Source organism: Planktothricoides sp. SR001 (assembly GCF_001276715.1).
Lineage (GTDB): Bacteria > Cyanobacteriota > Cyanobacteriia > Cyanobacteriales > Laspinemataceae > Planktothricoides > Planktothricoides raciborskii.
In genome coordinates this window covers 1-26237 of sequence record NZ_LIUQ01000030.1, presented here as the reverse complement: position 1 = coordinate 26237, position 26237 = coordinate 1, and the positions used below count along the sequence as shown (strand labels likewise).

The window sequence follows — 26237 nt, the reverse complement described above, 5'->3', positions numbered from 1 at the left end:
CTACGACTTTTCACTTTCCCCCGCTCCCCAAAAAGAACTACGCTCTATACATCTTCCGCAAAAATAAAGCGATACAGTTCACTGGCATCTGGTTCGGGACTGGTGGTGGCAAATTCCAGGGAATCATCGATCACCCCTTGAATTCTTTGATCGATCGCCTTCAACTCTTCCTCAGAAGCCAAACCATAAGTAATCAGATGGTCTGCCAATCGCTTAATTGGATCGCGGGCGTGCCAAAATTCTTTTTCTTCTTTCGACCGCATTTCATCGGGGTCAGCCAAAGAGTGACCTCGGAAACGATAAGTCAGGGCTTCAATCAGGGTTGGACCTTCTCCGGCACGAGCACGGGCGATCGCCTCTTTAGCCGCAGCCCGCACTGCCAGCACATCCATCCCATCCACCTCAACACCATGCATCCCAAAAGCGCTGGCTTTCTTATAAATTTCTGGCACAGAGGTAGCACGTTCGTGGGACATCCCGATCGCCCACTTATTATTTTCCACCACATAAAGAATCGGCAGTTTCCACAACACCGACATATTCAAACATTCAAAAAACTGGCCATTATTGGCAGCCCCATCGCCAAAAAAGCAAGCGGTCACTTGATCCGCATTCTCATCACCCATCGTTTCTCGGCAATATTTGCTGCGAAAAGCCGCCCCCATTGCCACGGGAATACCTTCCGCCACAAACGCATAACCCCCCAGAAGCCGGTGTTCTGCGGAAAACAAGTGCATCGAACCCCCACGACCTTTAGAGCAACCCGTCGCCTTGCCAAACAACTCCGCCATCACTTCCCGGGCTGGAACACCCGCACTCAAAGCATGAACGTGATCGCGATAGGTACTCGACACATAATCTTCATCTCGCCGCATCGCCCGAATAACCCCAGTAGACACGGCTTCTTGGCCATTGTAGAGGTGAACAAAGCCAAACATCTTGCCCCGATAATACATTTCGGCGCATTTATCCTCAAACAACCGCCCCAAGACCATATCTTCATACAACATCAATCCTTCTTCTTTAGTGACTTCTGTTGCGCTGGCCTGATAAACTGGTGCAGTTCGCTCCTGAAACATTTAATTCTCCTACCGATCGCAAATAAAATTTAGACAGGTTTTTTCAACTTATCATCCTCGATCGCCACTACCTTGGCAACAGATCCGATCGGATGACGATTTATGGTTGACGGTCAACGGTCAACGGTTAGCCATGCATCCTCTCTCCTCTCTTCTCTACGAGCGAGAAGGCGTTCACCGATCCTAAGTGGCGAGTCGCTACGATTAATGAATGCGTGTACACTTTTAGCTATGAAGCTAGAGCGTATAATTATCGCACGATAACGGTGCGTTCGGTCAGAAGCCAAAAACAGCTAACTATAAGCTAACTAGATGTTACTCGTGAGCAGGGGGATTAATAGTGCTAGTTCCACTTGATTATTACCGCATTCTCGGTTTACCGATCCAAGCAACCGCTGAACAATTACAACAAGCCCATCGCGATCGCAGCCGACAATATCCGCGTCGAGAATATTCTGATATTGCCATTGATTTACGCAAACAACTCATAGACGAAGCTTATGCTATTCTGAGCGATCCTGAAGAACGCCAAATTTATGATGCCAGCTTCCTAGCTAAAACATACAATGAGATGGAATCCGGCAAGCAATTGGAAGCCAAGCCATCGATCAATCGGACTCAACCGGGAAGCGCTGACTTTGATCCTCATACTCCGAGTATTGGAATAGAACCACAACAACTCGTAGGTGCCTTGCTGATTCTCCAGGAATTAGGAGAATATGAGCTTGTACTCAAACTAGGTCTGCCCCATCTAGGTGCAAATAATGCCAATAACATTAGCCAGAAACCGGGTTTCTATGTAGAAGCCGGTGGGGCAACAGACATTTCTCATAGAAACCCGGTTTCTAAATTTGGCGATCCTCAGCTAGTTGTCCCCGATATTGTGCTGACTTTAGCCCTAGCTTGTTTAGAACTGGGAAGAGAACAATGGCAACAAGGGCAATATCAAAAAGCCGCCACATCTTTAGAAACTGGCCAAGAATTACTCTTGCGTGAAGAATTATTTCCCAGCGTCCGGGGAGAAATTCAAGCAGACCTGTATAAACTGCGGCCTTATCGCATCTTAGAATTATTAGCCCTGCCTGAGTCAAAAGTAAAAGAACGTCGGCATGGCTTGGAACTCCTGCGCGATATGTTAGAAGAACGCCAAGGAATTGATGGCAGCGGCGATGACCGTTCCGGTTTAAATGTCGATGACTTTCTCCGGTTTATCCAACAACTCCGCAGCCACTTAACCGCAGGCGAACAACAAGAATTATTTGAAGCCGAAGCCCGTCGTCCCTCGGCGGTCGCCACCTATCTAGCGGTCTATGCATTAATAGCCCGTGGCTTTGCCAACAGACAACCGGCACTGATTCGCCGTGCTAGTTTAATGTTGACTCATTTAGCCCGCAGGCAAGATGTTCACTTAGAACAAGCAGTCTGTGCTTTATTACTCGGTCAGACCGAGCAAGCGTCTCATGCGTTGGATCTGACCCAAGAACATGATGTGCTGGAGTTTATTAGAGAAAATTCTAAAGATTCTCCCGATTTACTGCCCGGATTATGTTTGTATGGCGAACGCTGGCTGCAATCAGAAGTTTTTCCTTATTTTAGAGATTTGCTCCAAGCTCAAGTCTCTTTAAAGGATTATTTTGCCGATCCCAACTGTCAAGCCTATTTGGAATCCTTGCCGGAGTCTTCAGTGGATGAGGCCAATCAATGGATGGTTGTGCCACCGCCAAAATCTCCGATTACTGTAGGATTGCCCCAACCCGCAGCTTATCGGGAACCGACTTTGACCATGCCATCTCTAAGCGAACGGATGGCAGAATCTAATGCTACTAATGCTACATCGGGGCAGTCTCCGAGTAACGGAATTATTGCCGGGTCAAGTAGTCAGAGTCCTCGGGGGTCTGTAACTTCTGGCGGCACAACCCCTACCACAATCTCTAGTCCCTTGCCGAGTGCGATTAGAAATCCGAGCCCTTCAAAGGTTCCGGTTTCCACCCCTTCCCCAAGCTTACCCGCTGACAGAAGTAGTCGGCCAATTTCTAGACCGCTGGAAACTACTGGCAACATCAGAAACCGGGTTGCGTCCGCCGATACCTTTAGAAGCAACTCGGTGTCTGGGGAGACCAGATCCGAAGATAAGTCTCGTTTGCCCATAGCAGCCCGGGTAGGAACCCCCCCTTATCCCCCCCAGAGTAGTGGGACTTCACCTCGCAGTGCCGCCAAATCCTCGAAAAAAAGCTCCGAAGCCCTGATGATTAAAGGGCTGAAGGTTGAACGGCTGGTTTTAGTCGGGGCTGTAGGTCTGGTGGGAATTTGGCTGTTTTGGAGTTTGCTCAGAGCGATCTTTTTCTCTGGTCCAACCCTCAAAGGGGAACAACTCCAGATTTACTTAAGTGATGTTAACTTGGCCGACAAATCGGCAGTCATCCCGATTCCCGATCCCCAAAAATCTGCCGCCCCGTCAGGCAATACGGAGTTAAATCAGCAACAGGCGACTCAGGTGATTCAGCAATGGTTTGCCCTGAAATCACAAGCCCTCGGTCCACAGCATCAATTTGAGCAACTCAATACGATTTTGCTCGATCCGGCTTTGTCTAGTTGGCGAGAAACAGCCCAGTTGGCCAAACAGCAAAATTGGTACTGGGAGTATCAGCAGCATCAGCTTAATGTTAGACAAATTGAAGTGAATAAAACCGATCCGAATCAAGCTACGGTGGAAGTAGATGTGACTGAAGTGGGTAAATTATATGAAGGCGGTCAGTTTGTTAGAGATGGAAATGAACAGTTGCGGGTTCGGTATGAATTAGTTCGCGATAAAAATAATGGTCAATGGCGACTGCGTAATTGGGAGATTTTACAATAGAGAAGATTTCTTAAGCATTGCCTGGTTTTTTGTCTGTTTATAGGATTTTTCGATTAGTTTTAACAGGACTTTCATGGCGATGCTGAAATGATTTCTGAGATTCAGCCTTGATGTAGGGGCTTTCGCCTTCGGGCAATAATTTAACAAGTGTTAACCCCCAAATTTAATATCCGAATGCGCGGGTTCGTACTTGGTGTTTATTTGATGCCAAAGCGGGTATCTGGATTATTTTGAGGGAGTTTGTTGGCGACGCCGGCCGGAGTTTTCTGGCGGCTAGGGGCGATCGCCATTTTTTCCTGCCTAATTTCACGACCTCATTTCATCGGCTTTTGCCCAGGTAGATCCCTCAAATGTCTGTTGTTTAGGATACTATGGCTTAATTTGTTATGAAAATATGACATTTTGGCCTTCTAGAACCGTGCTTGACGGGCTTTATGTCAAGAAAAATTAACCAAATGATCCCCGATCTGCCTATGAATCCGTAAATCTACTTGGAATGAACTTGTCACCCCCTTGATCGAATAGAAAATTTTTTGCAATATTTACTTAGTAAAGCGATCCCGATGATCCCAAAGAAAGAGTGTATTGAATGTAACAAAATGTGAATCGATAAAATTTCCCATAAGTTTTATAAATGGAGGTGATAAGAATGCAGGTGGTGAGAAAGGAATTGATCGGGTTAAGTGATTAGATGGTGAAAAAATTAGATAAGCTCCCTTTGCAGGTAAAAAGATTTTTTCAGCTTAGGCAAATAATTGCTACCTGCATTCCCACCAATTTTCTGTGATGAGAAAACAGGAGTTCATGCGATCGCTCTTTAAGAATCAATGGATTAGTAATTAGGACAAAATCGTCAAATATCGTCAATCTCTATGTCGATCATTACACCGAATTGTTGATTACTAAAACCCCTAGGAAATATACGGGATCGTGATCGGATCAAGGTAGGCTTTTATGGGTTGCCGCGATCGCACCAATTTCATATGCACTGACTTGGTGTTCAAACCAGTCGCAACCAAATAGCCATCAAAGTTATCGGAGGCCAGATTAATGGCAAAAGAACGCCCACCGCTCGAAGAGATGACATTGCGGCAACTGCGTAAAGTTGCTAGTGCATTAGGCATCTCTCGCTACAGCCGGATGCGGAAAGCGCAACTGCTGTCAGCAATTCAAGACAAACAAAAAACGAAAGTTTCTCAAAATCCATATACGCAATTGGAGGCGCAAGAAGAAGTGGAAGCAGCAAAATTTGAATTAGGTCAAGACGATCGCACTGGTGGCACTCTTGCTTCTGTGGATGAAGAACTCAGCGATCTGCCCGGTGGCTATGGTGAAAGCCGGATTGTGTTAATGCCCCGTGACCCCCAATGGGCTTATGCTTACTGGGATGTCACCAACGAGCATAAACAAGAAATGCGCCGCAAAGGGGGTCAACAACTGGCTCTCCGCATCTACGATGTCACTGATGTGAACCTGGAATACGAAAGCCCTCACAGCATTCAGGAATATCCCTGTGATGAATTGGCTCGCGAATGGTATATGCCAATTCCTGTAAGCGATCGCGACTATGTGATTGACATTGGCTATCGTTGCGCCGATGGTCGCTGGCTGATTCTGGCTCGTTCGGCTGAAGTTCATATTCCTCCTGTCTATCCTTCTGACTGGATTGAAGACCACTTCATCACCGTAGACTGGGAAGAAGACCTGCGGAGCAAGACCTTATTTACTCTGGTTCCCCCCAGCAAGAAGGTCTACGCCGAGAACCCCATCTACGACCAAATCTTCGACATGGCTCAAGGGGTGGAAGCCCAGCGGGTCGCAGGTTCTCTGTTTGGTTCCATGCAGCACGTCCCCGGCTCTCACGTCCCCGGTTCCATCCCCTCCATCGAAACCGTCAGTTCCTACGTCTTCCCCTCTGGAGTTGGGATGTGGGCAGTTCCCACCATGTCTGGTCTAACCATGTCTGGTGTCGGGATGTCTGGTGTGGGCTTCTCCGCTTCTATGCCGCCAATCCGTCCTCGCAAGTTCTGGCTGATTGCTGACGCCGAACTGATTGTTTACGGGGCTACCGAACCCGATGCCACCGTGACCATCGGCGGTCGTCCGATTAAGTTGAACTCTGACGGCACCTTCCGCTTCCAGATGTCCTTCCAAGATGGCTTGATTGACTATCCCATCATGGCAGTGGCAGCCGATGGCGAGCAAAACCGCTCGATCCACATGAAGTTCACCCGTGAAACTCCTTCACGGCACACCAACACCAAAGAAGAAGCCGTTGAAGAATGGCTCGCTTAATCTTGCTCTGCGTGTTGAGTTCCCCATGAACTCATAACGACTGCCCCCGATTTGGCCGGGGGCTTTTTATTTGCTATTCCTTCAAGGAATTCCATACTCCTCAAAGACGCCAAAGACCCCCAATATAGAATCCCAATAGAGAAGAGAATAGAGAATATAGAATATAGAATATAGGCGATCGCGATCGCGATCGCGATCGCCACTATAATCGACTATCAAGACTCCCAATAAAATAACCGCATGAAACCAGAACAAATTACCGAAACCCTACAACAACTCTTTAGCTCAAATCTTCAAATTAGCCCGCCTGATTCATGGCAAATTGAAACAGATAATTTCAGATTATTAGTATTATTATCTGAAGACCACTCATGGCTAAGAGTATTAATTCCTATAGCCCCGTTTTCCGAAGCCCAAGACTTCTTAGAACAACTAATGATTGATAACTTCGATCTGACTCTGGAAACTCGCTATGCCTTGCATCAGAATATCCTCTGGGGGGTATTTCAGCATCCTTTAGACAGTTTAACTGTTCCAGATTTTTCCACAGCGATTCAACGGCTAGTTAGTATGGGCGATCGCGGACTATCTGACTGTTTTCAGCAGCTAATAGAAACTCAGATTCGGCAAATTATTAAAGCCGCAAAAATGCAAAAACAAACCTTAGCAACCACCCTACAAACCTTAGAAAGATTTTATCAAGAAGGACTCATGGGCGAGATGGACCAAGGGGCAGCAGCACGAGAAGCAACCTTAGCCGCATGGCGTTATCAACTCGAACGGCTTTGGCCGGAAATAGAACCTTAAAATCTGGCTATTAACCATTCAATATTAGCCCTAAATTGAATGGTTAATTTGTCAGTTAAAAGCTGGCAAAAAAATTTTTTCAAATAAAAAACCATGAAAATTATAGAAATACTCAAACAAGATTATCAAAAATTTCCCGCTGACCAAACTTATAGCATTTATGCCGAAAATGTTTACTTCAAAGACCCAATGAATCAATTTCTCGGCATAGAGCGCTACCGGCAAATGATCGGATTTATTCGTACCTGGTTTAAAGAAATTCAACTAGAATTACATGAAATTTCCCAACAGGAAAACACCATCAAAACTCGCTGGACATTAAATTGGACAACCCCTTTACCGTGGCAACCCAGAATATCCATCCCCGGCTGGAGTGAATTAAAGCTCAACCCAGAAGGATTAATCAGTTCACACATCGACTACTGGGACATTTCTCGCCTCGATGTCCTCAAACAACACTTCATTGCCAGTAAAAAACCGCTAAACTAATAAAGTAAAGTAATGTAAACATTTCTCAGGTTGGGGAAGAAATCATCAATGCGCTTAATCCTGATGACCGGAAAAGGTGGAGTAGGCAAGACCTCCGTTGCCGCAGCCACAGGCTTACGTTGTGCGGAATTGGGCTATAAGACTCTGGTACTCAGCACCGATCCTGCCCACTCCTTGGCAGATAGCTTTGACATGGAACTCGGCCATGACCCCAGACTCGTGCGACCAAACCTTTGGGGGGCTGAACTAGATGCATTAATTGAACTAGAAAGCAACTGGGGTGCAGTCAAACGCTATATTACCGAAGTGTTACAAGCGCGAGGTTTAGATGGCATTGAAGCCGAAGAATTGGCGATTTTGCCAGGGATGGATGAGATTTTTGGCTTAGTGCGGATGAAGCGCCACTATGATGAAGGCACTTATGATGTATTGATTATTGACTCGGCGCCCACCGGAACCGCCCTGCGGTTATTAAGTTTACCGGAGGTAGGGGGTTGGTATATGCGGAAGTTCTACAAGCCATTCCAGGGCATCTCCGCCGCCCTCCGACCATTAGTCGAACCAATTTTTAAACCCATTGCCGGTTTTTCCTTGCCAACCAATGAGGTGATGGATGCACCTTATGAATTCTATGAGCAAATTGAAGCGTTAGAAAAAGTTTTAACCGACAATACGCAAACCTCAGTCCGTTTAGTCACCAACCCAGAAAAGATGGTGATTAAAGAATCTTTGCGAGCTCATGCCTATTTGAGCTTATACAATGTCTCAACGGACTTGGTAATCGCGAATCGAATTATTCCGAATTCCGTCACCGATCCATTTTTCCAACGCTGGAAAGAAAACCAAGATCAGTATAAGCAAGAAATCCATGAGAATTTCCGTCCGTTGCCGGTCAAAGAAGTGCCGTTGTATTCGGAGGAAATGTGTGGGTTAGAAGCTTTAGACCGATTGAAAGAAACCTTGTACGCCGATGAAGACCCCGCTCAGGTTTACTATAAAGAAAACACGGTGCGGATGGTACAAGAAAATAATCAATACAGTTTGGAATTGTATTTACCGGGAATTGCTAAAGACCAAATTCAGCTTAGTAAAACTGGGGATGAGTTGAATGTACGCATTGGCAATCATCGACGTAATTTGGTATTGCCCCAAGCGTTAGCAGCTTTGCAACCTGCCGGGGCAAAAATGGATGATGATTATCTGAAAATCCGCTTTGCTCAACCCACGAAAGTTTAACTAGAGGGCTAATAAACCCAACAGAAACCGGGTTTCTGTTGGGTATCCTACAGATGCAGATATCCCGAAAAGAACCCCGGTTTCTGGAGTTATTTGATTTTCAAATAGCGATCGCTTTCTCTTTCTCCCAAGCAAGAAACCGGGTTTCTTTTTTGGATTCCACAGATGCAGATATCCCGAAAAGAAACCCGGTTTCTCCGATTAAAAGCCCAAGAGGAAGCCCCTCACCTGGGCTCCCCGAAGTGAGTTTTGAAACGAGTTAGGGATTTTACCAGACCCGGAGAGGTTATGGGTTTTTCGCTCTTACTTTTTTCGCCACTCCGGGCCGGGTAGTCCCAGGTATCGTTTGGGCTTGTTGGATGTTTTTCCTGCCCCAATAAACCTGAATTATTCTTGATGACTATATACTATCAGTTTATTGGCAAATTTGTCAAGGTTTTTTAGAGATAATTTCACCACAAAGGACACAAAGAGATATTCTTCGTGGTCTTTGTGTCGAAAGTGGTTTTTATTTAACCTTTAACCAATACAGGCAAGTTGGCAGCGGATGGATATTGACTATTTTATTTGAGAATAATGGTTAGCAGCGGATGGATCATTCTATTTTCTGTATGAGATAATTCTTTTATCCGTTATCTATCCGCTGCCAATATCCGCTGCCAAGCGAGGGCAAAGAAACCGGGTTTCTTCTGTGTACCCCAAAGATAACTGTGATATGCCGATGCATAAACCCGGTTTCTGGGTTATTGGTAATTGTCAATATTTTTTACCAGAAAAATTCTTCAACAAAAGATATTAATAGAAGAAAAAGAGAGAGATGGCCATAAGGAGGGCGATCGCCTCATCACCATGCAGAGAACGATGAGAATTTCCCACCATCACCATAAGAACGGACACGGTTAAAGCCCAGTTTTCTTATTTCGTTTCTTAGGCAACCACCACCAAGGTTAAATTGTCATCAAATCATCACATTCAGAACCAAACAATTCCCCAGCCCTTAGCTGCCGTGAATCCCAAGGAATCAGCCATTGCTCTTAAGCAGATATGCTCACTCTGACGCCCGATCAGACGGAAATCGAAGGGAATCATTAAGCACGCCCAAGGAATCGCCGCCTGCTTCCTAGTACAATAAAAAAATTATGTTTTCACCGGACAAGGGCAGCCTTCCTAGGATGACCGCGATCGATTAGGGGTCGTTCTACCTAGGAAAATTTCCAGTGACAATCGCTCAGGGATGCCCCGGGGGATGGAGAAAAATCGCTGAAGCTGAACCCTTGCCCAACTTTTTATCCAGGAGCAATTTTCCTCCTGGGTAAAAATTCTATGTAATTCTGTGTTGAGAGAGTTAAAGTAACATATAAGTTGTTTAAGTGGATACAACAACTGATTCCATAACCTTAGAACCTCTAAGGTGGACTCAATATAATACCGAACATCATCAGGAGACGATAGACCTATGCCGCAGCTTGAGGCCTCTAGCCCAGCCATTGATTTTCATAGTGACGTATATAAAGACGCTTACAGCCGGATTAACGCGATTGTGATCGAGGGCGAACAAGAAGCCAATGATAACTACATCCAACTGGCGGAAATGCTGACGGAGAGCAAAGAAGAGTTGATCCGTTTGGCCAAAATGGAGAACCGGCACAAAAAAGGGTTTGAAGCCTGTGGTAAAAACCTCAATGTTATGCCAGACATGGAGTTCGCCCAAAAGTTTTTTGCCAAACTGCACCAAAATTTCCAGGATGCCGCAAAGGAAGGAAAAGTTGTCACCTGCCTGTTAATCCAATCGCTGATTATTGAGTGCTTTGCGATCGCTGCCTACAACATCTACATTCCCGTGGCAGATCCCTTTGCCCGCAAGATCACCGAAGGCGTGGTCAAAGACGAGTACAGTCATCTCAACTTTGGCGAAAAATGGCTCAAGGCGCATTTTGAGAAATCCAAAGCCGAACTCGAACAAGCCAACAAGCAGAACCTACCCTTAGTCTGGAAAATGCTCAACGAAGTGGCTAAAGATGCTCGTACCCTGGCTATGGAAAAAGAAGCCTTGGTAGAAGACTTTATGATCGCCTACGGCGAAGCCCTGAGCAATATTGGTTTCTCGACCGGAGAAATTATGCGGATGTCCGCTTATGGACTGACCGGCAGTTTCTAAGTATCGATCTAAGTATCGATCTAAGTGTCGATCCAAGTGTCGATCCAAGCATCGATACACCCCTGATTGTCTCTCAGGGACAATTGAGGCAATTGACGAGCGAGGGAGAGCAGCCATCAATGGCCTCTCTCTTTCTCTCCCAGAGAGCGCGATCGCACCCACATTCCCTACTCAGGAGTGGATGGCAAAGGCTCAAAGTCTTAGGGAAAAGCCTGTTAGAGGGGATTAGCGGTGCGATCAAATAGCCCTACCATTTCTGGTTCATCAAAAATTTCCATACCGATTCCGGAAAAATGGATTTAATGAGGAGAATTTTGTGTACTATTGTTAAGGTTGCTGAAAAACCGTTGTCCTGTTAACCCCATTTTGCCCGATTTACGGGTTTACTGTAAACGCTTCATGTTTGGTCTTATCGGTCATCTTACCAGTTTGACTCACGCCCAGTCTGTCGCCAGAGATTTGGGCTACCCGGAATATGCTGATCAAGGGCTTGATTTCTGGTGTGCAGCCCCGCCCCAGATAGTAGACACGATTAAAGTCACAAGCATTACTGGACAGCAAATTGAAGGACGGTATGTGGAATCGTGCTTTCTGCCCGAAATGCTGGCCAACCGTCGCATCAAAGCGGCCACGCGTAAAATTCTCAACGCGATGGCTCATGCTCAGAAACATGGGATTAACATTACCGCTCTGGGTGGCTTTTCCTCGATTATCTTTGAAAATTTTAAATTAGAGCAATTCCGCAACGTTCGGAACATTACCCTGGAGTTCCAACGATTTACCACGGGAAATACGCACACGGCCTATATTATTTGCCAACAAATTGAACAGGCATCGGTTAAATTAGGTATTTCCCTCTCGCAGGCGACGATCGCCATCTTGGGAGCCACAGGGGATATTGGCAGTGCGATTTGCCGTTGGCTAACCAGTCGTACCGATGTTCAAGAACTGTTACTGATTGCTCGAGACCAAGAAAGACTAGAAGCCTTACAGACGGAATTAGGGCGGGGGCAAATTGCCAGCTTTGAAGAAGCCTTGCCCAAAGCGGATATTTTAGTATGTGTTGCCAGCCTTCCCAAGGGAATTCCCATTGACCCAGAAAAGATGAAACAACCTTCTTTGGTGATTGATGGGGGTTATCCGAAAAACCTCGGCGGTCAAATTCAACATCCAGGGGTTTCGGTACTGAACGGCGGCATCGTCGAGCATTCTCTAGATATTGACTGGCAAATTATGCAAATTGTCAATATGGATATCCCGGCTCGGCAGTTATTTGCTTGTTTTGCGGAATCCATGCTGTTGGAGTTTGAAAAAATCTACACCAATTTCTCTTGGGGCAGAAACCAAATTACCGTGGAAAAGATGGAACAAATTGGACTTCTATCTAGAAAACATGGATTTCAACCGTTACTCAACTTTTTTTAATCTGGCGAAATTTTGGTGAATTCTTAACCAAAATTTAACTGAATTTAAAGAAAAGCGATTTTTTACCTGTAACCATTAGTGACGAATTGCGAATGTCAACCCGCGAGCGTAGAGTATTTCTCTTAGATTTTGAAAAGCCCCTGGCCGAACTAGAGGCACGCATCCAACAAATTAGAGACTTAGCGTCTGAAAATGGGGTGGATGTTTCTGAGCAAATTCAACAGTTGGAAGCCCGCGCCGATCAATTACGGCAAGAGATTTTTAGTAGCTTGTCGCCGATCCAACGCTTACAACTGGCTCGACATCCCCGCCGCCCGAGTACCTTGGATTATATCCAAGGAATTACGGATGAATGGGTGGAACTGCACGGCGATCGCCGGGGCAGTGACGATCCGGCGTTGGTCGGGGGGATCGCTCGCGTGGCTGGCATTCCCGTAGTGATTCTGGGTCATCAAAAGGGTCGAGATACCAAAGATAATGTGCTGCGGAATTTTGGCATGGCTTCCCCAGGGGGCTACCGGAAGGCTATGCGCTTAATGGAACACGCCGATCGCTTTGGGATGCCGATTTTTACCTTTATTGATACTCCGGGGGCTTGGGCTGGGGTAGAAGCAGAACATCTCGGCCAAGGAGAGGCGATCGCCTATAACCTGCGGGAAATGTTTCGGCTGGATGTGCCAATTATTTGTACGGTGATTGGCGAAGGAGGATCCGGTGGCGCCCTGGGAATTGGCGTAGGCGATCGCCTATTAATCTTGGAAAATGCGGTTTACACCGTAGCCACCCCTGAAGCCTGTGCCGCTATTCTTTGGAAAGATGCCGGTAAAGCCCCCCAAGCCGCTGAAGCCTTAAAAATTACTTCATCAGACCTAAAAAACTTAGGCATTATCGATCAAATTTTGCCCGAACCTGTGGGCGGCGCCCATTCTCATCCCTTAAAAGCCTCTGAGACTCTAAAAGCAGCCCTGTTAGAAAACTTAGATGAACTTCAGCAAATGACCAGTCAACAGCGGCGGGAATTGCGTTATGAAAAGTTTCGTCGCATGGGGATGTTTATGGAAGTTTCCGCCTAAAAAACCGATCCAGACCGAGTAATGTTCATTGGTTATTCAAATGCCCATCAGATCAAATCAAATAGCTAAAAAAGGTTAAATCTCTAACAAAAACGGGCAAAAATTATGGCGGTTCAATGATATAATTATTAAGGGCGGTAATTTGGCACTGAATGTCAAACTAAAAATAGATTAATAGCCTCGATTGCTTTAATTTACGGCATCAGAGGTTGGTAATCTTTTGGTTAAATTTGGTTAATAAAGATTTAATAAATATTTAATAAAGTCTTTAAATGCTTCTTATATATCATACCAAATCCACTTGTATACGGGCGATTCGCTTTCTCGCCCCTAGGATCTTCCTCTAAAACGCTTGTGGATTCACGCCTTCGCGGTTCGGGACATCTGAAGAATCGCCCCTAGGGGAGAACCGGATTTGGTATCACCACTAACTACAGTCGTATTTAAGGAAATTAAGGCTTTTACTCCCCATGGAAAAATGAAAAAAATCAACTTCTCTTCTGAGCAATTCAGGCAAGATTGATTAAGTCAGCATGAACCAGAAAAACTTCGGAATTTCGGAATTATTTATGAACATTGTTCTCCCACAGCAGCAAGTTTCGATCGCCAGCGCCAATAGTGAGAGCGATCGATGTAGATCCGCATCTCCCTATAGGGGGATGGATCTGGCTTTAGTCAGCAGAGATACCGAAAATACCAGACATGTCCTGGTTGGGGCGCTGACAACGAACCATCTGTTACTGCAAATGCCGTTTTCTAACGGCTGAAATTTTCTGTTTCTTTAATGGCAGTGAATTGGTGGGGGCGATCGATTTCACAATTAAATCAAATTTTCAAAGCGATCGCCATTGACCAATCACTCCAGTTTAAATTTGTCCAATTATTCAATAATTTGTCTTATGACTATTGCTTCCTCCCACGGTTCCAATCTCCGTTTTGATTTATCTGACAGTTTAAATGGAGACCGGCGGATTCAAACCCGACCCGATCGCAACTTAGCCAATGGCAGCAATCCGAATTTACATCCCCCCACCGACGAAGACTATGAGCGCATGGTGGGAGCCGTCAAGGATATTCTCCTGAGTGTGGGCGAAGATCCCCAACGGGAAGGCTTGCTCAAAACACCCAAGCGGGTGGCAGAATCAATGCGCTTTCTCACCAGTGGCTATAGTCAGAGCTTAGAAGAATTAGTCAACGGCGCGATTTTTGACGAAGGTCACAATGAAATGGTGCTCGTGCGCGATATTAATTTTTTCAGCCTCTGCGAACACCATATGCTACCCTTCATGGGCAAAGCTCATGTGGCTTATATTCCCAATCAAAAAGTGGTGGGATTGAGCAAACTAGCGCGGATTGTGGAAATGTTTTCCCGTCGCTTACAAGTCCAAGAACGCCTGAATCGTCAGGTGGCTGAAGCGATTCAGGAAATTTTAGAACCGCGAGGGGTGGCGGTGGTGATGGAAGCCAGCCACATGTGTATGGTAATGCGCGGGGTGCAAAAGCCCGGTTCTTGGACTGTCACCAGTGCCATGCTGGGAATTTTCAGTGAAGATCAAAAAACTCGCGAAGAGTTCCTGAACCTGATTCGCCACCAGCCCGCATTTTTCTAAAAAATGTTCTTAGTTGTTGGTTGTTGGTTGTTGGTTATTGGTTAGGGATTCTTTTGTTATTTAATCCCAAATAACTTTCTCACAAATAACCAATCACATTATTTGAGCAAAGATAATTGCTGAAGTTGCTCAAATAGTCTGGCTACTTTGGTTAAATCTTTATCCCCTGGCGATCGCTCTACCCCACTAGAGAGGTCTATGCCAGTGGGATTTACTTGTTTTAGGGCATCTAAGATATTGTCCGGGGTCAGTCCCCCAGCCAACAACCAGGGACATTTGGGGGAAAACTGTTGTAAAGCAGCCCAGTCTAAAGGTTGTCCCGTGCCACCGAGTTGCCCTGGATGATAGGCATCGAGCAGCAAAGTATCCACAACTTCTGCGTAAATCTCCGCCTGAGCTAAAGCAGCGGCGTTTTTCACTCGGATAGCCTTGATAATTTCCACCCCAGTGGGCAAACTGGCGCGTAACTGCTGACAAAATTCTGGGGATTCATGGCTATGTAGCTGCACCGCTGTTAAATTTCCCTCCCTAAATACTTGACAAATTTTATCGATTGTGGTATTTGCGAATACCCCTATGCAGGGGATGGATCGGGATAAGTGCTGCACCACAGTCCTAATTTGATCGGGAGTAACATAGCGCGGGGATGTGGGGACGCAAATAAAACCCAGGTCGGTGGCGCCCAGATTCGCGATCGCCTCTGCTTGTAATGGTGTTGTAATCCCACATATTTTAACTCGCATTCCCACCTCCCTTGATTCTTGGTCTTTGTAGCAAAACTTAAAAAAATTGTGAATCTTTAATACAAATTACTGCGTTTTTGAAAGAAAATTTTTAAAATCCTCTACAGTTGTAACGATTTATCAATATTAGGAGATAAGAACTTGCTTTACACGAGTTTATTATTCAGCCCGATCGCCGCAGCAAGTGTCATCACACCAGAATGGTCTTTTAATGTAGCGATCGTGATGATCTTCTGCAATCTATTTGCCGTTTCTATTGGATATAAAGCGATTCAACAAGCAGGAACAGGGCCTGCAATCCCCGGACTACCAGGATTATTTACGGGCTTTGGCGTCCCGGAATTACTGGCAACCATGAGTTTTGGCCACTTGCTGGGGGCAGGAATGATTTTAGGACTCGGTAACGCCGGTCTATTGTAGTCAGCCAATTGTAGCTATTCGTAGGGTGGGCAAATTTTTGCCCACCCTACTTTTCTTAAGCCACCGTAGCCGTTCGCGGTGTTAAAGGCACTTCAAACCGTTCCCAGGGAGTCGGAGAAATCACTCGCGCCGCCAGATTGTGCCGAGCTAACATCGAGCGAAAATCTTCTAGATTCCCTTCTGCACGCAGCAAAGACACTAATAAACCCTCAAAAGCAATATCCCCCCCTGCCGCTGTGGGCAGCATCACTTGGGGTTTTACCCATTCGGCCAACTTGAGAGCGGTTTCGGTTCCCTTGAGAATTGGTCCTAGCAGGGGTAATCCTAAATCAATGATCGGTGTCATCACCACATCAATGGGCGCCAAGTCTTTCAGAGTAGGAGAATGATATCCGTGGGGTTCATAGTACAGGGTGTAACCACTCTCTAATTCTTTGAGCACATAACCGTTTTCGGTCAGCATTGGGCCAATGGGAGAACCGGGAACCGCTTGAATTTCCAGCCCACCCAGGGGCAGAGATTGGCCGTGGGCTAGTTCTGTCACCTGGGTATAGCCCAACTGTCGCACCACTTTGGCCGCATTGGGAGATCCGACTACGGGAATTTGGCGATCGAGTTTTTTCAGGGTTTCTGGGTGAGCATGATCTTCTAATCCCTGGGATAAGAGAATCAGGTCGATATTCTCTGGAATGGGACGGGCTGTCCGGCGTTCCCCTTTGAAAAACCATCCGGCATTGCCAAAGACCAAAGGGCCAACTAACCAGGGGTCAAGTAGTATTCGTTTGCCGCCGAATTCAATCAGCCAAGAATTACTGTCTAAGTAAGTTAGGTGCATAAGATGAGAGCTAGTTACTCTGGTTTCTTTTACTTTCGATTATTAGTTTACAAAAACGGGCTGATTCAGCTTCCGGCAGCTTGAGAGAAAAGGCCAAGCCGATCCGGTTAACTGATTAAATCAGCTATTTGAGCGCAATAGGCTTGTCCTGAATAATCGCCAACGGCAATGATTTGACTATCCGCAGAAAGGGCGCAACACCAAAAAGCATCAGCGCCTCGGATGGTGGCGATTTCTTTTTGCTGCGGCAAATCCCAAACTTTGAGGGTGCAATCTTCCGATGCAGAAATCAAATATTTGCTATCGCTGGTGACAGCCAACCCCCGCACTCGTCCCGTATGGCCGCTGAGGGTAAAAAGTTTTTCCCCAGTGGCTAAATTCCAGACAATAATATGGCAATCGGAGGAGCCAGAAATGACTTTTGAACCATCGGCAGTGACACAGAGCGATCGCACTGTGCCGTGATGACCCTTTAACTCCAACAGTTCGGCTCCCGTTGCCAGATCCCAAACTTTCACCGTTGTGTCTACGGAAGCAGAAATCACGCGATCGCCATCAGGGGTGATGACCACCGCTTGCACCGCGCTGGCGTGACCCGCGATGGTTTTGAGTTCGGCTCCAGCGGCCAAATTCCAGACTTGAAGTTTGTGGTCAACGGAACCAGAAATGGCTTGTTTGCCATCGGGAGTTACGGTGACAGCGCGGATCCATGCGGCATGACCTTGGCGTGGATCGCTATAAAGGGTTTTAACCAGTTTTCCACTGTGTAGATCCCAGAGTTTCAAGGTATTATCTCGTGACCCAGAAATTGCCTGCATTTTATGAGGAATGATGGCCACTGCTTGCACTTTATCGGTGTGACTTTTAAGAGTCACTACTTCTTCACCTTGTTTGAGCTTTAAGACTTTGACAGTTTTATCAAAAGAAGCGGAAACCAGGTATTTTTGATCCGGTGTGATGGCCAGTCCCATGATGCGATCGCCATGAGCTTTAACAGACCAAAATTTATCATCTTTGGTTAAATTCCAGACTTTGACGCTGCCATCTTCCGCACTAGAAATCAGTTTATGACCATCAGAGGTAATTGCCAGCGATCGCACAATGGTGCTATGACCTTGCAGGGTAAAAATTTCTTGGCCATTTTTCAGCTTCCAAATTTTAATAATTTTGTCATTGCCCGCTGAAAATAACAATTCTCCATCGGCACTGACCACCAATGATCGCACGGGTTCTGTATGACCTTTCAGGGTAAAAATATTTTCCTCAGTTTTCCAATTCCAAACTTTAATGGTGTGGTCTAATGACCCGGAAATGACTCGTTTGCCGTCGGGAGTCACCGCCACTGTCACCACAGCTTCTTTATGGCCGGTTAAAGTGCTTAATTCTTTGCGTTTTTTCAAATCCCAGACTTTAATTGTATTGTCAAAAGAACCAGAAATAAGAAGTTTACCATCGGCAGTGATGGCCAGAGAACGCACCCAAGAATGGTGCCCGATTAGGGTATCTATTTCTTTAGCGGTTGCCAAGCACCAAATTTTAATTGTATGGTCAGAAGATCCAGAAATTAACTGTTTGCCATCGGGTGTGACGATGAGGGTTCGGATCATATCCGTATGACCTGTAAGGGTAAACAGTTCACTTCCGGTTGTCAAATCCCAAACTTTAATAGTGCGGTCATCTGATGCAGTAATTGCCTGTTTTCCATCGGGGGTCACGGTGACGGATCGTACCCAGTCATTATGACCAGAAAGAGTCATCATTTCTCGGCCATTTGCTAGGTTCCAAACTTTAATAGTACGGTCATCAGACGCAGAAAGCGATCGCAAATTATCTGGAGTAATAGCCACAGAAGTAACTTTCCTATGATGACCGCTGAAAGTGTTAATTAAGGCGCCATACAATAGTTTTAAATTTGAGCCGGATGCTTCGGGCGTTAGAGATGTTTTCGACTGTGGGTTTTTTTTTTCCGCATTATCTCGACTAGGATTCATATTCATGTCCTCTTACTGATTTATTCGCCAATAATTTTGCTGATTGCTGATTAATTTTGCTGATTCATTGACCCATTGGTGATGAATGGTGATGAATTTTTTGAAAAAATTGATGGGAGTAAAGCATAAATCAAAAAACAATAGAACAATGGCCATATAAGTTTAATTATAACCTGGCCTATTTGTCGTTTTTTATCCCAGGTAAGCTGAGAGGCGATCGTCATCATTAACCCAAAATTGATCTCGGAATATTTTTTAGTATATTAGACAAGAGTGCAAATGGGACGGAGCGATCCCCCCAACCGAGGGCGGAAAAGGGCGCCACTAGGCGTTTTAGCTTGGGAAAGCATTCTTTTGTATTGTCTTGACTCCGATGGAGTACCCCATATATTTCTACTGGGGTCATGCCAATCAATCATTCGGTAACGATAGACTAAATTTCCTCGCAGATATAAGATATTTTACACTAGATATACACTAGATCATCGTTCAATTTTATTATAGAATAAACGCAGAAAAAATGTCACCAAGTTTTGTCAGCAGCATATCAGATCAGCCCTTAGTCGCTTACTGAGGGTCATCGGAAGGAGTTAAGAAATAATATGGCAGTCTATGAAGACCGGGAAGCGTTTATTCCTTATCGGCGCACCGACCTAATCTAACTATGTATTGAAGATGGGAAGCTATCTCTTGCTGATGTACCTTTCGCGACTTTGGTGATATTTTATCAGCTTATTATCATTTTCATTTCCATCATACCCTCGAAACTTTAAAAGATAACAAAGATAACTACGCTCCTTTCGATCCCGATGCTGAAACAAAATCTCGGATCCAGCCCAACCCCACTCAGCTTGCGGCAATGGAAACTGAACTGATTCAGGATTTCACCAAGCTACTGAAAAGAGCCAATTATTTTTCCTTATCCGCCGATAGCTTAGAAAGAGCTTTTGCGGAAAAATCATTAATATAACTAAACATATCGGTAAATTTTAATGATTTTCAGCAGATGGTTTGTTATTCTCGAGGAGATATTTATAAAAATGTTTATTATAATAAATTATTTAAAAAATTTTCAATAAAAATTGATATTTTTCATTTGCCTTATTAATTAAATTAAATTTTAAGATGGAGAATAAAGATGCCAAAAAAATATATTAAAAGTAAGCTTAATTGTATCCCCGGCAAAAATTATGTTTATGTCTATAAAAATATACCTTTGATTTAGAGTTTTTTTTCCTAATGTGGACATCAGCATGACATGGAAAGATAGACTCCTGTTTGGGATTCCGGGAATTGGGGCAGGTATTTTAATTATACTATTTTACCAGAGATAATTTTAATTGTTGCGGTAATTTTATTTATTATTTTTGCCCCAAAAAGCTTTATGTGCAGGCTAAAAAAGAAGACGTCAAAAATATTATGCCAGCATTGATTGCCAGCGGATCTCTGTTAGTCACCCTAGGGGGTTTTGCGTTTAAACAGTACAACAGCTACAAAAATAAACAGATTCAATTTCAAAAAAATGTTACGGAGACTTTATTTTTTAGAAATTTAGCGATTAATGTGGGGGTGTTTTAATCCTTGATTGATGCGGCTGAAGAAGAAGAGTGTAAGGAGATTATCCTGGTTTACTATCACCTATTAAGGAATCCAGAACCCATGACTCCTGAAGAATTAGATGACATCATTGAACAATGGATGAATGAGAAATTTGATCCAAAAATTTATTTTGATATTAAAGGCTTTTTACAAAATTTACAAACCATTCGCGGTCAGGTGATGAAAGACACTGAATAACCACAGAATATTCGTGAAGTTTCTCTCCTGAATTATGACAACCAAGTATGTTGTCAAGTATTATCCTTAGATGATGCTAAAACTGTGATTGATTATGTTTGGGATAATGCTTTTCTGTTCAGGAAATGCAGGAGTTTTCTGGAAGCAAAAGAAGATTGTTAAATTCATAATCTATCCTATCATTTTAGGCGATCGCTGGATCACATATTTATCGATGCTCAGTAATAGTTCCCTGGATTTGTTTGAGCAATGTATTGATGAGCGAAATTTATGAGCGACATTTATGAGCGATCGCCAGGTAATGCCTGGTAATTTCACTGAAAAATATCACTGGCGTAAATTTATTGAATCGGAATCTCGATAATGAACTCGGTGCCTTCTCCGAGTTCGGAAACACAACTAATTTGCCCTGAGTGTTTTTCCACAATGATTTGATAAGAAATCGACAAACCTAAACCAGTGCCTTTGCCAACGGGCTTGGTGGTAAATAAATATTCAAAGATATGCTCTTTGACGTTTTCGGGAATTCCTGAGCCATTGTCTCGAATGCCGATAATCACTGTGCCATTTTCGGGCTTGACTTCGGTGCGAATGGTAATTGTCTTGGGATTTTCCAGGATTTCTTCATAGGACTGACCCATACTTGATTGATCTAAGGCATCAATCCCATTGGCAAAAATATTCATAAAGACTTGATTGAGTTGCCCTGGATAACATTCCACGGTTGGCAAGTCTCCGTAGTCTTTGATGATGTGAATATCGGGACGAAATTCATTAGCTTTAAGACGGTGCTTTAAAATTCGCAGGGTGCTATCAATGCCATCATGGATGTTAAAGGAACTTTTGGCGGAAATATCCGATCGCGAAAAGGTTCTTAGGGAGGTACTTAAGGAAAGTATGCGATCGGTTCCTTCTCGCATAGATGAAATGAGTTCTGGAATATCTTCTTTCATAGCATCCAGATCAATTTCTTGCATTTTGTGAATGATTTCTGCCCCCGGATCCGGAAATTTCTCTTCATAGAGATTTAATAGTTCGACGATTTCGGTGAAATAGTCTTCAGCGATGGTAATGTTACCAGTGAGAAAACCTACTGGGTTATTAATTTCGTGAGCGACTCCGGCAACTAATTCACCGAGAGTAGACATTTTTTCACTTTGAATAAGTTGAGTTTGGGCTTGTTGGAGTTTTTGTTGATTTTCCTGAATTTTTTTTAAATGATCTAAGGCTCTTTGAATGGTGATTTCTAAATCTTCAAAGTCAATGGGTTTGTTGAGAAAATCAAAAGCCCCCCGATTCATGGCGGATCTAATATTTTGCATATCGCCATACGCGGACAAGACAATGGTTTGCACTGGTAAATCCAGGTATTGAATTTTATCCAGTAATACCAGTCCATTCATTTCTGGCATATTAATGTCAGTAATGACGATATGGATGGTTTGTTCTTTCAACGTATTTAAAGCCGCCAGTCCATTTTCCGCAAAGAAGAATTCCAATTCTTTGGCTTTGACTTTGCTTCTATATTTGGTTTTGATTAAGCGAGACAAAGCCGGTTCATCGTCTACGAATAAAATCTTAGGAATCATCCAAATACTCCCCTTTGGGTTTTACAAATTTTTCTTACAGATTTGACGAGCTTTTCTTGGGTATAACAATGATAAACTCTGTGGATGCTTCTGAATCGTTTTTTACCTTGATGTCTCCTTGATGTTCTCCAACAATGGTATCATAGGTCAGGGATAAGCCCAGACCCGTACCCTCTCCAGGCGGCTTGGTTGTAAAAAATGGGTTAAAAATTTTATCAACAATTTCTGGAGGGATGCCAATGCCATTATCTTGGATGGAGATGGTTATGGCTTCATCTTGATTTCGCGTTTTCACCGAAATCATCGGCTGAAATTTTTCCCCTAGGGCTTTTTGGCGATCGCTAACTGCATCACAAGCATTTTTAATGATATTTACAAAAGCCCGGGCCATATCTTGAGGGATGACCTCGATTTCCCTGATCGCCTCATCGTAGTCAGTTGCCAGAGTGATGGCACAGCGATTACCTTTGGCTAAATAGCTATTGTAAGCTAGTTCAATGGATTCGGATAATAACAGATTGATGTTTGTCATTTCTCGATGACCTTTTTGCGTGGGAGTATGCATCATCATACTCTGAATAATGGTTTCAATTCTTTTGCCATGACTTTCGATATCCGCCACGCTGTCTTTCAAATCTGTCAACATATCGTAAATATTTTCCACTTCGTCTGGGTCTACGCTGTCATTTTCGGTTTCCTCAAATACGGCTTTAATTTCTTCTACTAATTCTTCCGTGAGTTCCCCGGAAATCTGGGCAAAATTGTTAATAAAGTTTAAAGGATTTCTAATCTCATGGGCAATGCCAGCGGTGAGAGAACCGAGATAGGCTAACTTTTCTTGGGCGATGATTTGCTTTTGGGCGGCTTGAAGTTTTTGCAGGGTTTGTTCCAGAGCATAATTTTTATCTTTTAGTTCTTGGGTACGTTCTTCAACTTTGATTTCTAGAGTCCGGGCATATTCTTCAAGTTGTTTGTGAGAAAGCAGAAGGTTTTCCCACAGGGTATAGCCAATTTTAAAGGTGGTGGAACCGATCAGGGTGAGTAGGGGGCTGACTAGGGGAATCCACCAATTGCGTAAAAATGCAATATAACATAAGAGGATTAAAGCCAGGGAGGTGATGGGAATTATGATGCTAGTTTGGCCGATTAGTATTTTATTCAGGTTGCCGTCAGAACGCCATTGACAAGTTACAGTGGCGCCAATGAGCGACCAGAAGAAAATCCAGATCCACTCGATCGCTTCTGGCCAGGTTTGCAACAGCGATCGCCCGTCTAAAGCCGCACTAATAAAATGACTGGTGACATTGGCATGGACTTCAACTCCGGGCATGGGGTGGGGTAAAGAATCAAACAGCCTGGTACTATAAGGAGTCAATAAAACATCTTTGACGCTGATAGCGGTGGAACCAATGATGACAATGCGATCGCGCATTAAAGTGGGCGAAATTTTATCGTTTAAAACATCCCGAAGCGAGACTGTCTGAAAAAAACCCTGGGGGCCGCGATAATTCAGCAAAATTTGGTAGCCTTCATCAGCCGCCCAAACATAGCCTCCATCATTCCGCCGAAAAGGAGTAAAGAGTGCTTGACCGAGTTGAATTTTAAATTTTTGCTCATCGATCATTTTGGGGTGAATGCCCAAATCTTTGAGATACATCAAAGCGAGTTGAAATCCCAAACTAAAGACATTCTCGTCATTCTTATCACTAAGATATAAAAAAGCCCGACGCACTTTGCCATCCACATCGTAAGGGAAATCGTTGGCCGCGAATTGATTTCGGTCGCTGAGGGCTGGAGGCGCTGGGATCTGGTCAACCTGTTCGCCGACTATTTTGCTAATTCCAATCAAATTGGGCGTGGTTTGAAAAACTTGCACCAGTTTTTCATGTCCCGGTTGTACGGGGATATCGCGATAAATATCCAGACCAATGGCTTTAGGTTGTTGCTGTCTGACTTTTTTGAGTAACTCAGCCAATACCCCATCAGGAATTGGCCATTTTCCCACATAACGTAAATCTTGTTCGTCAACGCCCAAAATGACAATGCGATCGTCCGGTTCGGCAGCCGGACGCAAGAGAAAAAATTGATCCAGGGCTGATAATTCTAATGATTGTAATAAGCCGGTCATTCGCACTCCAATCACCAATGCGGCGATCGCGGGTGCAATGAACAATGTTTTTTTGGCTCGCCGAATTTTTTGTTTAAATTTTGCCCACATTTTGCCCACATCGTAGTGGGCATCGCCCACCAAAAAATGATCTACCGACTAGCCATTTTAAATGTCCCGATCGAACTTAGCCAACCCAAGCTGAGGACTGCGGTAGACAAAGGGCAAGCAAAAAATCACCAAGGACTGCCGATCATGGTAAATCCAGACCAATAATAAGGATGGTTTAAGTTTCGATTCCCTAGTTCTTTAAGTGCTGGTGGCAGTTCTATTTGTCCGAAGGTGCCAACCAAAAAACCATCAGTTAAAGATAGCTCACCCTGAAGCATAGCAATTTGCGCTTGTCGGAGCCCTTCGGCTTTGATCGGAGTCGATCGCAAATGGGCGTAAAATTCGCTCATTAGCCCCAAAGTCGCGGCATCATTCGCATACCAGAGACTGGCCAAAGCTGATTTTACACCAGCTTGCACTGCTAACCCAGCAAAACCATACTCGGTTTCTTGGTCGCCGATCGCCGTGCGGCAGGCACTCAAGACCAATAATTCTACCGGGGGATTATTCCAGTTTAACTCTGGCATTTGATCCAAGTGTAGCGGCTGATCCGATAGTTGGATGTATGAGTTGTGCAGTTGACCGGATTTAAATTGGGCATGAGTGGCAATGTGAATGATGCTCGGGTTGGCTTTGGAACGCAATCGGCGTAAATTTGCCAAAGTGGCCGATTGACCGAAAATGGTTTCCACTGACCACTTTTTGGCGATCGCTTGCAGTTCTACGGGCACCGCAGGTAAAGGATTTTTGTCAGGAAATTCTGAGATGCCCATTGCTAAGACGCGAGAATTCTGAATATCGTGGTAACGAGCATCCAATAAGTGTAAACTAGGGGTCAGACTGAGACTATATTTTTCGATGAGAAACTTTTCCCCATCATTTAATGCGGCCAAAGGTAAGGTTCGCAAACCCGCATCGACACTAAAAATGAGGGTATCAGTGTTTAATTTTTTTAAGTCCTCTTCTAGGGGAGAAATAATTAGTTGATAGAGTTGCTTTGCTAATGGTAAATAGGTCGTTGTTTGCCGGAAAATCGGATCGGTAATTTGGTTTTGAAATTCCTCGACTTGCTCCAAGAGAGATTCTTTGGAATTGATCGCCACATTCTTATAAATGGGCTTGCCAAGCGGGGGAACGACAATTAAATCTAACTGCTTTTCCCTGGTAAAAACATAGATAATCGCTGTTTGATTCCCCGTAGTTTTGGCAATCTGTTGTAGCTGAAGTTGCATTGAGGCAAACGACAGATGCGAGCGGTTCATATCTGGGCGTAAGTAATCCCAAAATTCTTCAGTAAATAGGCGATCGCCCATTTGGACTGCTCGTTCTAGTTGGCCACTGTTGATCAGTTGTTCCAGTTCTTGCCGGTTGCTCAAGTCCAGTCTCGGTGCTTGAAGACTGAGGCTGAGTGAATTATCGATAGAGATTTGAGGTTCACGAGATTGAGTAAACGGATAAATCGGATCAATTTGTGACGGAGTATTAAAGCTAAAATCCGCCGCATTTGTTGGTTCTGGAATATTGACTTCGTTGAGTAGGTTAGATCCTGGATTATTCGGATCTACAACTGGGGCGGTTTCTGATGGGATTTGCGCGATCGCTTCGGTGATTGGTG

22 protein-coding genes are annotated in these 26237 nt (G+C 44.5%); 14 read left to right on the top strand and 8 right to left on the bottom strand.

Going from position 1 to position 26237, the window contains the following annotated elements; genetic code table 11:
• Positions 1–44: 44 nt before the first annotated feature.
• Positions 45–1079, bottom strand: a complete 1035-nt coding sequence (pdhA, locus tag AM228_RS17455; protein ID WP_054467567.1) for a pyruvate dehydrogenase (acetyl-transferring) E1 component subunit alpha — start codon at positions 1077–1079, stop codon at positions 45–47.
• 340 nt (positions 1080–1419) lie between these two features.
• Between pdhA and AM228_RS17450 the strand changes: the two genes are divergently transcribed.
• Both AM228_RS17450 and AM228_RS17445 read left to right on the top strand, forming a co-directional pair.
• The gene (locus AM228_RS17450) at positions 1420–3936 is read left to right on the top strand and encodes an IMS domain-containing protein (protein WP_054467565.1); all 2517 of its coding nucleotides are present in this window, start codon (positions 1420–1422) and stop codon (positions 3934–3936) included.
• A gap of 1050 nt (positions 3937–4986) precedes the next feature.
• Complete coding sequence (locus AM228_RS17445) at positions 4987–6231, top strand: DUF4912 domain-containing protein (protein WP_054467563.1); 1245 nt, start codon at positions 4987–4989, stop codon at positions 6229–6231.
• 81 nt (positions 6232–6312) lie between these two features.
• Here AM228_RS17445 and AM228_RS32905 read toward each other — a convergent pair whose 3' ends face one another.
• Entirely contained in the window at positions 6313–6450 is a 138-nt protein-coding gene (locus AM228_RS32905; RefSeq protein ID WP_156331864.1) for a hypothetical protein, read from the bottom strand.
• 21 nt (positions 6451–6471) lie between these two features.
• Here AM228_RS32905 and AM228_RS17435 point away from each other — a divergent pair, with 21 nt between their 5' ends.
• From AM228_RS17435 to folE, 8 genes are all read left to right on the top strand, one after another.
• Positions 6472–7038 (top strand): type III secretion system chaperone, encoded by a 567-nt coding sequence (locus tag AM228_RS17435; protein WP_054467559.1) that lies wholly within the window; start codon positions 6472–6474, stop codon positions 7036–7038.
• A 93-nt stretch (positions 7039–7131) separates the two neighbouring features.
• On the top strand, positions 7132–7527 hold the full coding sequence (locus AM228_RS17430) for a DUF2358 domain-containing protein (RefSeq protein WP_054467557.1): 396 nt from the start codon (positions 7132–7134) through the stop codon (positions 7525–7527).
• A 48-nt stretch (positions 7528–7575) separates the two neighbouring features.
• On the top strand, positions 7576–8763 hold the full coding sequence (locus tag AM228_RS17425) for a TRC40/GET3/ArsA family transport-energizing ATPase (RefSeq protein ID WP_054467555.1): 1188 nt from the start codon (positions 7576–7578) through the stop codon (positions 8761–8763).
• 1456 nt (positions 8764–10219) lie between these two features.
• Positions 10220–10921: an aldehyde oxygenase (deformylating) gene (locus tag AM228_RS17415; RefSeq protein ID WP_054467551.1), complete on the top strand. Its 702-nt coding sequence runs from the start codon at positions 10220–10222 to the stop codon at positions 10919–10921.
• A 399-nt stretch (positions 10922–11320) separates the two neighbouring features.
• A complete protein-coding gene (locus tag AM228_RS17410) occupies positions 11321–12346 on the top strand; it encodes a long-chain acyl-[acyl-carrier-protein] reductase (protein WP_054467549.1) in 1026 nt (341 codons plus the stop codon).
• Between the two features lie 92 nt (positions 12347–12438).
• Positions 12439–13419 (top strand): acetyl-CoA carboxylase carboxyl transferase subunit alpha, encoded by a 981-nt coding sequence (accA, locus tag AM228_RS17405; RefSeq protein ID WP_054467546.1) that lies wholly within the window; start codon positions 12439–12441, stop codon positions 13417–13419.
• A 569-nt stretch (positions 13420–13988) separates the two neighbouring features.
• The gene (locus AM228_RS17400; protein ID WP_156331863.1) at positions 13989–14186 is read left to right on the top strand and encodes a hypothetical protein; all 198 of its coding nucleotides are present in this window, start codon (positions 13989–13991) and stop codon (positions 14184–14186) included.
• A 132-nt stretch (positions 14187–14318) separates the two neighbouring features.
• A complete protein-coding gene (gene folE, locus AM228_RS17395; RefSeq protein WP_054467542.1) occupies positions 14319–15029 on the top strand; it encodes a GTP cyclohydrolase I FolE in 711 nt (236 codons plus the stop codon).
• 98 nt (positions 15030–15127) lie between these two features.
• Here the strand turns inward: folE and AM228_RS17390 are convergent, their stop codons facing one another.
• Positions 15128–15772, bottom strand: coding sequence for a phosphoribosylanthranilate isomerase (locus AM228_RS17390; protein ID WP_054467540.1), 645 nt, complete (start codon positions 15770–15772; stop codon positions 15128–15130).
• A gap of 141 nt (positions 15773–15913) precedes the next feature.
• Between AM228_RS17390 and psaK the strand changes: the two genes are divergently transcribed.
• Positions 15914–16192 (top strand): photosystem I reaction center subunit PsaK, encoded by a 279-nt coding sequence (psaK, locus tag AM228_RS17385; protein ID WP_054467538.1) that lies wholly within the window; start codon positions 15914–15916, stop codon positions 16190–16192.
• A 55-nt stretch (positions 16193–16247) separates the two neighbouring features.
• Here psaK and AM228_RS17380 read toward each other — a convergent pair whose 3' ends face one another.
• Both AM228_RS17380 and AM228_RS17375 read right to left on the bottom strand, forming a co-directional pair.
• Positions 16248–17027 (bottom strand): MBL fold metallo-hydrolase, encoded by a 780-nt coding sequence (locus AM228_RS17380; protein WP_054467535.1) that lies wholly within the window; start codon positions 17025–17027, stop codon positions 16248–16250.
• A 107-nt stretch (positions 17028–17134) separates the two neighbouring features.
• The gene (locus AM228_RS17375) at positions 17135–19018 is read right to left on the bottom strand and encodes a WD40 repeat domain-containing protein (RefSeq protein WP_054467638.1); all 1884 of its coding nucleotides are present in this window, start codon (positions 19016–19018) and stop codon (positions 17135–17137) included.
• Between the two features lie 1253 nt (positions 19019–20271).
• Between AM228_RS17375 and AM228_RS36865 the strand changes: the two genes are divergently transcribed.
• The 3 genes from AM228_RS36865 to AM228_RS36855 all read left to right on the top strand — a co-directional run bounded on the left by AM228_RS36865 (position 20272) and on the right by AM228_RS36855 (position 20815).
• A complete protein-coding gene (locus AM228_RS36865) occupies positions 20272–20352 on the top strand; it encodes a hypothetical protein (RefSeq protein WP_277926289.1) in 81 nt (26 codons plus the stop codon).
• Between the two features lie 85 nt (positions 20353–20437).
• Entirely contained in the window at positions 20438–20596 is a 159-nt protein-coding gene (locus AM228_RS36860) for a DUF3754 domain-containing protein (RefSeq protein ID WP_369817760.1), read from the top strand.
• Positions 20597–20677: 81 nt separating this feature from the next.
• The gene (locus AM228_RS36855; protein WP_369817759.1) at positions 20678–20815 is read left to right on the top strand and encodes a hypothetical protein; all 138 of its coding nucleotides are present in this window, start codon (positions 20678–20680) and stop codon (positions 20813–20815) included.
• Between the two features lie 341 nt (positions 20816–21156).
• Here AM228_RS36855 and AM228_RS17365 read toward each other — a convergent pair whose 3' ends face one another.
• The 3 genes from AM228_RS17365 to AM228_RS17355 all read right to left on the bottom strand — a co-directional run.
• Complete coding sequence (locus tag AM228_RS17365) at positions 21157–22404, bottom strand: response regulator (RefSeq protein WP_054467534.1); 1248 nt, start codon at positions 22402–22404, stop codon at positions 21157–21159.
• A gap of 34 nt (positions 22405–22438) precedes the next feature.
• Entirely contained in the window at positions 22439–24577 is a 2139-nt protein-coding gene (locus AM228_RS17360; RefSeq protein WP_231636839.1) for a CHASE2 domain-containing protein, read from the bottom strand.
• 170 nt (positions 24578–24747) lie between these two features.
• Positions 24748–26237, bottom strand: a 1490-nt coding sequence (locus AM228_RS17355) for a CHAT domain-containing protein (RefSeq protein WP_156331861.1), incomplete at its 5' end; no start/stop codon positions are given.

What these genes read in the sequence shown, in the direction of transcription:
- pdhA (WP_054467567.1), bottom strand. Translation starts at nt 1,079, where the DNA reads ATGTTTCAGGAGCGAACTGCACCAGTTTATCAGGCCAGCGCAACAGAA.
- AM228_RS17445 (WP_054467563.1), top strand. Translation starts at nt 4,987, where the DNA reads ATGGCAAAAGAACGCCCACCGCTCGAAGAGATGACATTGCGGCAACTG.
- AM228_RS17435 (WP_054467559.1), top strand. Translation starts at nt 6,472, where the DNA reads ATGAAACCAGAACAAATTACCGAAACCCTACAACAACTCTTTAGCTCA.
- AM228_RS17430 (WP_054467557.1), top strand. Translation starts at nt 7,132, where the DNA reads ATGAAAATTATAGAAATACTCAAACAAGATTATCAAAAATTTCCCGCT.
- AM228_RS17425 (WP_054467555.1), top strand. Translation starts at nt 7,576, where the DNA reads ATGCGCTTAATCCTGATGACCGGAAAAGGTGGAGTAGGCAAGACCTCC.
- AM228_RS17415 (WP_054467551.1), top strand. Translation starts at nt 10,220, where the DNA reads ATGCCGCAGCTTGAGGCCTCTAGCCCAGCCATTGATTTTCATAGTGAC.
- AM228_RS17410 (WP_054467549.1), top strand. Translation starts at nt 11,321, where the DNA reads ATGTTTGGTCTTATCGGTCATCTTACCAGTTTGACTCACGCCCAGTCT.
- accA (WP_054467546.1), top strand. Translation starts at nt 12,439, where the DNA reads ATGTCAACCCGCGAGCGTAGAGTATTTCTCTTAGATTTTGAAAAGCCC.
- AM228_RS17400 (WP_156331863.1), top strand. Translation starts at nt 13,989, where the DNA reads ATGAACATTGTTCTCCCACAGCAGCAAGTTTCGATCGCCAGCGCCAAT.
- folE (WP_054467542.1), top strand. Translation starts at nt 14,319, where the DNA reads ATGACTATTGCTTCCTCCCACGGTTCCAATCTCCGTTTTGATTTATCT.
- AM228_RS17390 (WP_054467540.1), bottom strand. Translation starts at nt 15,772, where the DNA reads ATGCGAGTTAAAATATGTGGGATTACAACACCATTACAAGCAGAGGCG.
- AM228_RS17380 (WP_054467535.1), bottom strand. Translation starts at nt 17,027, where the DNA reads ATGCACCTAACTTACTTAGACAGTAATTCTTGGCTGATTGAATTCGGC.
- AM228_RS17375 (WP_054467638.1), bottom strand. Translation starts at nt 19,018, where the DNA reads ATGAATCCTAGTCGAGATAATGCGGAAAAAAAAAACCCACAGTCGAAA.
- AM228_RS36865 (WP_277926289.1), top strand. Translation starts at nt 20,272, where the DNA reads ATGACATGGAAAGATAGACTCCTGTTTGGGATTCCGGGAATTGGGGCA.
- AM228_RS36860 (WP_369817760.1), top strand. Translation starts at nt 20,438, where the DNA reads ATGCCAGCATTGATTGCCAGCGGATCTCTGTTAGTCACCCTAGGGGGT.
- AM228_RS36855 (WP_369817759.1), top strand. Translation starts at nt 20,678, where the DNA reads ATGACTCCTGAAGAATTAGATGACATCATTGAACAATGGATGAATGAG.
- AM228_RS17365 (WP_054467534.1), bottom strand. Translation starts at nt 22,404, where the DNA reads ATGATTCCTAAGATTTTATTCGTAGACGATGAACCGGCTTTGTCTCGC.